Origin of the sequence: Nocardioides sp. (assembly GCF_035503875.1) — a bacterium.
Lineage (GTDB): Bacteria > Actinomycetota > Actinomycetes > Propionibacteriales > Nocardioidaceae > Nocardioides.
Genome location: NZ_DATJTA010000004.1, coordinates 86,043 through 94,874, shown reverse-complemented (window position 1 = coordinate 94,874; position 8,832 = coordinate 86,043). Strand labels below are relative to the sequence as shown.

8 protein-coding genes are annotated in these 8,832 nt (G+C 72.6%); 2 read left to right on the top strand and 6 right to left on the bottom strand.

The window, feature by feature from the left end; translation table 11 throughout:
- The 4 genes from VMF51_RS01125 to VMF51_RS01110 all read right to left on the bottom strand — a co-directional run.
- Positions 1–1,253, bottom strand: a 1,253-nt coding sequence (locus VMF51_RS01125) for an IS30 family transposase (protein WP_422656552.1), incomplete at its 3' end; no start/stop codon positions are given.
- Between the two features lie 75 nt (positions 1,254–1,328).
- Positions 1,329–2,114 (bottom strand): carbon-nitrogen hydrolase family protein, encoded by a 786-nt coding sequence (locus VMF51_RS01120; RefSeq protein ID WP_325472536.1) that lies wholly within the window; start codon positions 2,112–2,114, stop codon positions 1,329–1,331.
- A 7-nt stretch (positions 2,115–2,121) separates the two neighbouring features.
- The gene (locus VMF51_RS01115) at positions 2,122–3,228 is read right to left on the bottom strand and encodes a GuaB3 family IMP dehydrogenase-related protein (RefSeq protein ID WP_325472535.1); all 1,107 of its coding nucleotides are present in this window, start codon (positions 3,226–3,228) and stop codon (positions 2,122–2,124) included.
- A 46-nt stretch (positions 3,229–3,274) separates the two neighbouring features.
- Positions 3,275–3,634, bottom strand: a complete 360-nt coding sequence (locus VMF51_RS01110) for a helix-turn-helix domain-containing protein (protein ID WP_325472534.1) — start codon at positions 3,632–3,634, stop codon at positions 3,275–3,277.
- 50 nt (positions 3,635–3,684) lie between these two features.
- On the opposite strand from VMF51_RS01110, the gene VMF51_RS01105 reads away from it, so the two are divergent.
- Complete coding sequence (locus VMF51_RS01105; RefSeq protein ID WP_325472533.1) at positions 3,685–4,602, top strand: NAD(P)-dependent oxidoreductase; 918 nt, start codon at positions 3,685–3,687, stop codon at positions 4,600–4,602.
- A 9-nt stretch (positions 4,603–4,611) separates the two neighbouring features.
- On the opposite strand, the gene guaB is transcribed toward VMF51_RS01105, so the two are convergent.
- Both guaB and VMF51_RS01095 read right to left on the bottom strand, forming a co-directional pair.
- Positions 4,612–6,114 (bottom strand): IMP dehydrogenase, encoded by a 1,503-nt coding sequence (gene guaB / locus VMF51_RS01100; protein WP_325472532.1) that lies wholly within the window; start codon positions 6,112–6,114, stop codon positions 4,612–4,614.
- Between the two features lie 197 nt (positions 6,115–6,311).
- A complete protein-coding gene (locus tag VMF51_RS01095; protein WP_325472531.1) occupies positions 6,312–7,214 on the bottom strand; it encodes a GNAT family N-acetyltransferase in 903 nt (300 codons plus the stop codon).
- A gap of 97 nt (positions 7,215–7,311) precedes the next feature.
- Between VMF51_RS01095 and VMF51_RS01090 the strand changes: the two genes are divergently transcribed.
- Positions 7,312–8,832: a hypothetical protein gene (locus VMF51_RS01090; protein WP_325472530.1), complete on the top strand. Its 1,521-nt coding sequence runs from the start codon at positions 7,312–7,314 to the stop codon at positions 8,830–8,832.

Here is an 8,832-nt window from a genome sequence, read left to right as displayed (position 1 = left end):
CCCAGGGTAGGGCGGGGTCGCTTGTTGAGGGTCGCGGCGATGCGTTCGAGGTCCTCGGCGGTGTGGATCGAGAGGTCGGTTCCCTTCTCGAGCCAGAACCGCAGGAGCCGGTTGGTGTTCTCGTTCGTGCCGCGTTGCCAGGGCGAGTGGGGGTCGCAGAAGTAGATCGGCATGTCGAGAGCGACCTCGATGTCGCGGTAGCCGGCCAACTCGCTGCCCCGGTCCCAGGTCAACGAGCGGCGCAGGTGGATGGGCAGGTTCCCCATCTCGCGGATCATCGCTTCGGCCACCGAGTCCGCGTCGTGACGTCCGGGCAGGTGCAGCAGCATGGTGAAACGGGTCGAGCGTTCGACCAGGGTCCCGACCGCGGACCCGTTCGCGGTTCCCAAGATCAGGTCACCTTCCCAGTGGCCCGGGACGGCGCGGTCGGCGACCTCGGCGGGACGATCGCTGATCTTGAACGCCTCGCGGTACAGGCTCTTCCCGCGCGCATCAGCACTGCCGTGGGACTTGCGGGCGCGGCGTTTGGTGGCGAGCCGAGCGGTCAGGTCTTTGCGCAGGCTCCCGCGGGTCTGGACGTACAACGCGCGGTAGATCGTCTCGTGCGACACACGCGCCATCCTCGCTGCTGGGTCGTTGCCAGGGTGCTCTTCGCGCAGCATCGCCGCGATCAGACCGGGCGACCAGCCATCGTCCATCCCGGTCTCGACCAACGCGCACAGCCCCGGGTTCGCCTTCAGCTTGAACGCCTTGGGGCGTTGGCGCCGTAGCCGAGCGGCCTTGTCAGCCAGGCCACCGTGGTAGGTGCCATCGGGACCACTGTTACGAGCGATCTCTCGGGAGATCACCGACTTGTCACGCCCGATCAACCTGGCCATCTCGACCTGGGTGACCCGTTGACCCTCACGCCGACGCTGCAGACACGAGGCGATCACGGCGCGGTCCTCACTCGTCAACTGCCGCCGACCCACCACGCCCGGATCTACGCCCGGATCTACGCCCAGATCCACACCCGGATCCACACCCGGAGCCACACCCGGATCCACGCCCGGATCCACGCACGCACGCAGCGTGAGACCACCGCTCCTGCCCTGAGTCAGCTCCAACGTCACCGGAGCAGACTGACCCCACCACTCCCACGCCGATTGCTTCGCCACGCCAACCTCGCCCGCCGCCGCTGCCAACGACGACCCCGCACACACCAGATCGAAGAACCTCGACCGGACCACGTCCGGCACACGCTTCCTCGGCACCACAACACCTCCATCAGTCGGTGTTGCTTCGACCAGCTGAATCCGCCAGCGTCCACCGGTGCCGAACGTCAGGGACTATCGACGGACGCGCCGGCCCAAAGACGCTCGGTGGTCGTGGTGCATGGTGTGCCGGGCGCGGGTGGCGGCGACCAGGGCCGGGTCGAGCTCGGCGACGGCCAGGCCCTCCTCCTCGCCGAGCCGGACGAGCGGGCGGCCCTCGGGGTCGTAGACCGCGGAGCCGCCGATGAACGAGGACGCGCCGCAGGGGCCGGTGAGACCGGAGACGACGACGTAGAAGCCGTTGTCGAGCGCGCGGGCCGCGTAGTAGAGGTCGCGGCGGTGCGCGCCGCCGGGGAAGTACGCCATCGAGTTCAGGTAGGCGACCGCGCCGTCGTCGGCCGCGGCGCGGGCGTGCTCGGGGAAGCTGCCGTCGTAGCAGATGCTGAGGCCCAGCTCCAGGCCGCCGACGACGATCGAGGCGCCGTCCTCGCCCGGGGTGAACAGGTCCTTCTCGGGGCCGTCGAGGTGCTGCTTGTCGTACACCGCGTCGGTCCGGCCGTCGGGGCGGACCACCACCGACGAGAGGGTACGACGCGGGCCGCGGTCCAGCGCCGTACCGAGCACGACGGTCGTGCCCGCGGCCGCCTCCCGCAGCGGGTCGAGCAGCGGCCCTTCGAGGTCGGCCGGGGCGGGCAGCGGACCGGCGAACACCGCGGCGTCGTACCCGGTCAGGAACGCCTCGGGCAGCACCAGCAGCTCGACGTACTGGCTGCCCGCGAGCGCGGTGAGCCGGGCCGCGGTCGCGACGTTCGCGGCGAAGTCGCCGGCCCGCGCGACCGCCTGACCCGCGGCGACGATCACGCGGGGCTCACTCGACGACGACCTCGACCCGCTGGAACTCCTTGAGCTCGGTGTAGCCGGTGGTGGCCATCGAGCGCTTCAGCGCACCGATCAGGTTCATGGTGCCGTCGGCGACCCGGGAGGGACCGAAGAGGATCTCCTCGAAGGTGCCGACCGTCTCGAACTCCACCCGCTGCCCACGCGGCAGGTCGGCGTGGTGGGCCTCGGTGCCCCAGTGGAAGCCGCGGCCGGGGGCGTCCGTGGCCCGCGCGAACGGCGAGCCGACCATCACCGCGTCGGCGCCGCAGGCGATCGCCTTCGCGAGGTCGCCGGACTTGCCGATCGAGCCGTCGGCGATGACGTGGACGTAGCGGCCGCCGGACTCGTCGAGGTAGTCGCGGCGGGCGGCGGCGACGTCGGCCACCGCGGAGGCCATCGGCACCGCGACGCCGAGCACCGTGCGGGTGGTGTGGGCGGCGCCGCCGCCGAAGCCGACGAGTACGCCGGCCGCGCCGGTGCGCATCAGGTGCAGGGCGGCCTGGTGGGTGGCGCAGCCGCCGACGACGACCGGCACGTCGAGCTCGTAGATGAACTCCTTGAGGTTCAGCGGCTCGGCCTGGGAGGAGACGTGCTCGGCGCTGACCGTGGTGCCGCGGATGACGAACATGTCGACGCCAGCGTCGACGACGGCCTTCGCGAACTCCTTGGTGCGCTGCGGCGAGAGCGACCCGGCGACGGTCACGCCGGCGTCGCGCACCTCGCGCAGCCGCTCGGTGATCAGCTCGGCCTTGACCGGCTCGGTGTAGATCTCCTGGAGCCGGGCGGTCGCCTGGGCGCCGCGCAGTCCGGCGACCTCCTCCAGCAGGCCGGTCGGGTCCTCGTACCGGGTCCACAGCCCCTCGAGGTTGAGCACGCCGAGGCCGCCGTACCGTCCCAGCGCGATGGCGGTCGCCGGCGACATCACCGAGTCCATCGGCGCGGCCAGCACCGGGAGGTCGAAGCGGTAGGCGTCGATCTGCCAGGCGACGCTGACCTCCTCCGGGTCGCGGGTGCGCCGCGAGGGAACGATGGCGATGTCGTCGAAGGAGTACGCGCGGCGAGCCCGCTTGGCCCGGCCGATCTCGATGTCGGTCACGGGCGCGAGTCTTTCACGGCCCACCGACCGGGAGGGTCGTCAGGTGCTACCGGGCCGCGCCGACGCCGCGGTAGCGGTCGCCCCAGGCGGCGATCGGGTCGAGGAGATCGTCGAGCTCCGCCCCGCGCTCGCTGAGCCGGTAGTCCACCCGGAGGGGGAAGCCCTCGTGGGCCTCGCGCACGACCAGCCCGTCGCGCTCCAGCTCGCGCAGCTGGGCGGCGAGGACCTTCTCGGAGATCCCGCCGACCGCACGGCGCAGCTCGGCGAAGCGGTGCTCGCCCTCCGAGAGGCACCACAGGATGGTCGGCTTCCACTTGGACCCGATCAGCCCCATGACGACGTTCACGCCGCACTCGGGGGCGGGCTTCTCCATGGCGACCTCGCTCACCTGGGGGTCAGCACGCACACCGAAGTGCGTACTGGACCGGGACCTCCCGGCACTCGACCATCGTAGGCATGACGAACAGCCCCTCGACCCCGACGATCGCCGTCCTCGGCCTCGGCGCCATGGGTACGGCGATCGCCCGCTCCTGCGCCCGGGCCGGCACCCGCGTCGTCGCCTGGAACCGGACACCGCGCCGCGCCGCCGACCTCGGTCTCGACGACACCGCTCAGCTCGAGATGGCCCGGAGCCCCGAGGCCGCCGCCGACGCGGCCGACCTCGTGGTGATCTGCGTGCGCGACCACGACGCCGCGCGCCGCGTGCTGCGGCAGATCGCGCCCGCCCTGCGGGAACAGGTCGTCGTCAACGTCTCGACGGGGACGCCCGACGCCACCGTCGAGACCGCTGCCCTCGCGGGCCGGCTCGGCGTCCGCTACGTCACCGGAGCCGTGATGGTCCCGACGCCCGTCGTCGGCACCGACTCCTGCCTGGTCCTGTACGCCGGCGCGTCCGAGGACCTGGCCGAGCTGACCGTCCTCGGGGACGGGCTCGGCGGGACGAGCGACCTCACCGGCTCGAACCACGCGGTTCCGGCCACGCTCGACCTGGCGATGCTCGACATCTTCTTCACCGGCATGTACGCCCACCTGCACGCCACCACGCTCGCGAGCGCCCACGGGATCGACCCCGGGCGCTTCCTGCCCTACGCGCAGGCCGTCGTCGAGACGCTCCGGGACTCGCTGCCCGGCCTCACGGCGAGCGTCGAGCTCCGCACGTACGCCACGGGCGAGGCACGCCTCGACATGTGCCTGGCGTTCCTGGAGACCATCGTCGCCTCCAGCCGCGAGGCCGGCATCCCTCCGGCCCAGGCGGAGCTGGTGCGGGCCACCTCGGCCCGGGCACTCGAGCGGTGGCCGGGGAGCACGGACTGGGACGTCGTCGCCGAGGACCTCCGGGCGCCGGGAGGGATCGCCGCTCCCGCCGCGGGATGACCCGGGTGGCTACCGCCCGCTGTAGTTGGGCGCCTCGACGGTCATCTGCACGCCGTGCGGGTGGCTCTCCTGCAGGGAGGCCTGGGTGATCCGCACGAAGCGGCCCTTCTCCTGCAGCTCCGGGACGGTGGCCGCGCCGACGTAGAACATCGACTGGTTGAGGCCGCCGATCAGCTGGCGGGCGACGGCGGAGAGCGGGCCGCGGTAGGCGACCTGGCCCTCGATGCCCTCGGGCACCAGCTGGTCGTCGCTCGTGACCTCGGCCTGGAAGTAGCGGTCCTTGGAGTACGACTTCTTGCCGCGGCTCGACATCGCGCCCAGCGAGCCCATGCCGCGGTAGGCCTTGAACTGCTTGCCGTTGACGAAGATCAGGTCGCCCGGCGACTCCTCGCAGCCGGCCAGGAGCGACCCGACCATCACGGTGTCGGCGCCGGCGACCAGCGCCTTGGCGATCTCGCCGGAGTACTTCAGGCCGCCGTCGGCGATCACGGGTACGCCGGCCGGCTTGCACGCGAGGGACGCCTCGTAGACGGCCGTCACCTGGGGAGCGCCGACGCCGGTCACGACGCGCGTCGTACAGATGGAGCCGGGGCCGACGCCGACCTTGACGGCGTCCGCGCCGGCGTCGACGAACGCCTGCGCACCGTCGCGGGTGGCGACGTTGCCGCCGATGACCTGGACGTGCTTGGTGGCCGGGTCGGACTTCAGGCGCCGGACCATGTCGAGGAGCAGGGTGACGTGGCCGTGGGCGGTGTCGGCGACGAGGACGTCGACGCCCGCCTCGATCAGGGTGGTGGCGCGCTCCCAGGCGTCGCCGAAGTAGCCGATCGCCGCGCCGACCATCAGCCGGCCGGCGCCGTCGTTGGAGGCCAGCGGGAACTGCTCGGACTTCACGAAGTCCTTCACCGTGATCAGCCCGACGAGGCGGCCCTGGTCGTCGACCAGCGGCAGCCGCTCGCGCTTGTGCTGGCGCAGCAGCAGGGTGGCGTCCTCGCGGCTGATGTCGGCCGGGCCGGTGATCAGCGGCATCGGCGTCATCACCTCGTCGACCTTGGTGGTCGCCCACTCGGCGACCGGCGTGAAGCGCAGGTCGCGGTTGGTGATGATGCCGATCAGGCGACCCTCGGTGTCGACGACCGGGAAGCCGGAGATGCGGTACTCCCCCGCCAGCTGGTCGAGCTGCTCGAGCGTCGCGTCGGGGCCGATGGTGACCGGGTTGGAGATGATCCCCGTCTGGGTCCGCTTCACCAGGTCGACCTGGTAGGCCTGGTCCTCGATCGACAGGTTGCGGTGCAGCACGCCCAGGCCGCCCTGGCGGGCCATCGCGATCGCCATCCGCGACTCGGTCACGGTGTCCATCGCGGCGCTCACCAGCGGCACCTTCAGCGAGATCTCGCGGGTCAGTCGCGAGGTCAGGTCGATGTCCGCGGGCGCCAGATCGGAGTGCCCGGGCAGCAGCAGGACGTCGTCGTAGGTGAGACCGAGGGCAGCGAACTTGTCGGGGAGCTCCACCCCGACAGCCTACCGGCGTACGGCGGGTCCGAGCGCCGCCGTACGTGTGGCCTGCGGCTCAGTGGGGGCGTCGCGAGTGCCTCAGGTTCATCACGGTATGCCGACCAGTTCTCGCCTCCCACGGCGTACCCACCGTGGGAACCGCAGGCTCGTCTGCATACCGTGATGAGCCCGCAGAGCCGGCCCACCGATCCGCCTCACTCCACCAGCCGCAGCCCCCGCACCGGCACCCGCACGGTCAGGACGTCGGCGGCCATCCGGATCCGGCCGCGCAGGCCGGCGGCGAGCACCATCGGGAGGACCGCGCGGTTGTCCGAGCGGGTGGTCAGCAGGATCTCGGCGGCACCCAGTCCGTGCGCCAGCCTGGCGGCGTCGACCAGCAGCCGGGTGCCGATCCCCTGGCGCTGCCAGGTCGGGTCGACCCGGAGCACGACCGAGCGCACGTCCGGCTCGTCGGGCTGCGGCTGCTGGACGGTCGCGAGTCCGACGACGAGGTCGCCGACGACGGCGGAGACCGAGTCGCCGGCCGCGAGGTACGACGGGGACCGCCCGGCGCCGAGCCGCCGGCTGCCGGTGCTCGAGCCGATCGCGGCCGACTCCTTGCTGCGCTGGAGCACGTCGCTGACCAGGTCGGCGAGCGCGGCACCGCGGGCGTGCTCGGTCGGCGTGAACGCGGCGGGGCGCCGTACCTGCACCTCGACGTCCCCGACGACGAGCTCCATCACGTCGTGCGCCGGCCCCTCGCCGGTGGGCGGCTCGGACTCGGCGTCGAAGAGCTGCGCGACGATCTCGGGGAACGACTCCGGCTGCGCCAGGATCGTCCGCGCCGCCTGGACGTAGCGGGTCGGCTGGTCGGCGAGGGCCGCCTCGGTGCACGGCGCGGCGCTCACCGCGAGTCCGCCCGCGCCGATGACCAGCCGGGCGAGGTCGTCGACGCCCCAGCCGGACGGGGTGCGCAGCACCAGCTCGTCGGTGACGCTCTCGGCGTCCGGGAAGATCTGCAGGCCCAGGATGTTCACCCCGGCCGCCCCGCAGTGCTGGGCGAGGACGGCGAGCGCTCCAGGCCGATCGGGCAGCGTCGTACGCACTCTCCACAACATGGTCCTCACGCTGGCTCCGCGACGTTGCCGGTCGACGTCCGGCCTGTTACCCACGTGCAACAAATCCCGTGGAGGGGTGTCTGAGAAGGTGTCCGCCATGCGCAGCGGCTCCCCCTTCGTCGACGCCGGCCGGCGGATCGCGGGATGGGTCGACTCGCGGCACACCGTCGCCATCGCCGCCCTGGCGGCGTTCCTGCTCCGGCTGCCCGGCCTGACCCGGCCGATCCGGGCCGACGAGGCGGGCTTCCTGCTCGTCGCCCGCTCCTGGGACCCGATGCCCGACAGCGTGTACGGCGCGTTCTTCGTCGACCGGCCCCCGCTGCTGATCGCGATCTTCAAGATCTCCGACGAGATCGGCGGTCCGCTGTTCATCCGGGTCGTCGGCGCCCTGGCGTGCGCGGCCCTCGTCGTGACCGCCGCCTGGACGGCCCGGCTGGTGGCGGGCCGGCGCTCGGCCCGCTGGACGGCGGTCTGCGTCGCCGCCCTGACCACCAACACCGTCATCGACGCCGTCGCCGTCAAGGGCGAGCTGCTCGGACTGCCGTTCGTGATGGCGGGCTGCGCCCTCGCGCTGATCGCCCTGCGCCGACGATCCGTCCCGATCGCCGTCCTCGCCGGGCTCTCGGCAGGGATCGCCCCGCACGTGAAGCAGAACCTGCTCGGTGGCCTCGTCTTCGCGGGCGCCCTGCTGCTGGTGTCGTGGGCGGTCCGCGAGATCGACTGGCGGGTCTTCCTCCGGCTCGCGGTCGCGGGCCTGGCGGGCGCCGCCGTACCCCTCGTCGCGACGGTGCTCTGGGCGCGCTCGGCCGGGGTGGAGCTCGACGTGCTCTGGTACGCCGTCGGCGGCTTCCGCTCCGACGCCGCCGCCGCGCTGACCGTGGGCAGCACGCACGCGCCGACGCTGCGCGCCGGCATCCTGCTCACCGCCGGACTGGTCGCGGGGATGCTGCTGGTGCTCGGCGGCTTCGTGCTGCACATCCGCGAGGAGTGGGCGGACGGCAAGGCGGTGACGGCCGCGACCGCGGCGATGCTGGCCTTCGACACCGCCGCCCTGGTGATCGGCGGCAGCTTCTGGCGCGACTACCTCTTCCCCCTGCTCCCGGCGACCGCGCTCGCCGCGGCGCTGCTGGCCCGCCGCTCCAACCGGCGCGGTCGCACGATGCGCGGGGTGATCGTCGGCGCCGCGCTCTCGTCGGTCACCTGCCTGGTCGGCTGGGTCGTCATCAACGCCGCCGGGCTGCAGGAGTTCCACGAGTACGACACCGGGGTAGCCATCGAGCGGGTGGCCGAGCCGGGCGACAGCCTGGTCGTCTTCGGCGGCCGGGCCGACCTCCAGCTGGCCAGCGGGATGGGGTCGCCGTACGAGCACCTGTGGAGCCTGCCGATGCGGACCCTCGACCCGGACCTGGCCGAGCTCGGCGCCCTCGTCACCGGCCCGGACGCCCCGACCTGGCTGGTCGAGTGGGTCCGGTTCGAGACCTGGAACGAGCCCGCCGGAGCACGGCTTCGCACCCTGGTCGAGGAGCGGTACGCCGCCCACGGCACCGGCTGCGACGGCCGCCGGATCTACCTGCTGCGCGGCGTCGAGCGCGGCCCGGTCGAACCGGACTGCGGCTGA

What these genes read in the sequence shown, in the direction of transcription:
- VMF51_RS01105 (WP_325472533.1), top strand. Translation starts at nt 3,685, where the DNA reads ATGACGAACAGCCCCTCGACCCCGACGATCGCCGTCCTCGGCCTCGGC.
- VMF51_RS01095 (WP_325472531.1), bottom strand. Translation starts at nt 7,214, where the DNA reads ATGTTGTGGAGAGTGCGTACGACGCTGCCCGATCGGCCTGGAGCGCTC.
- VMF51_RS01090 (WP_325472530.1), top strand. Translation starts at nt 7,312, where the DNA reads ATGCGCAGCGGCTCCCCCTTCGTCGACGCCGGCCGGCGGATCGCGGGA.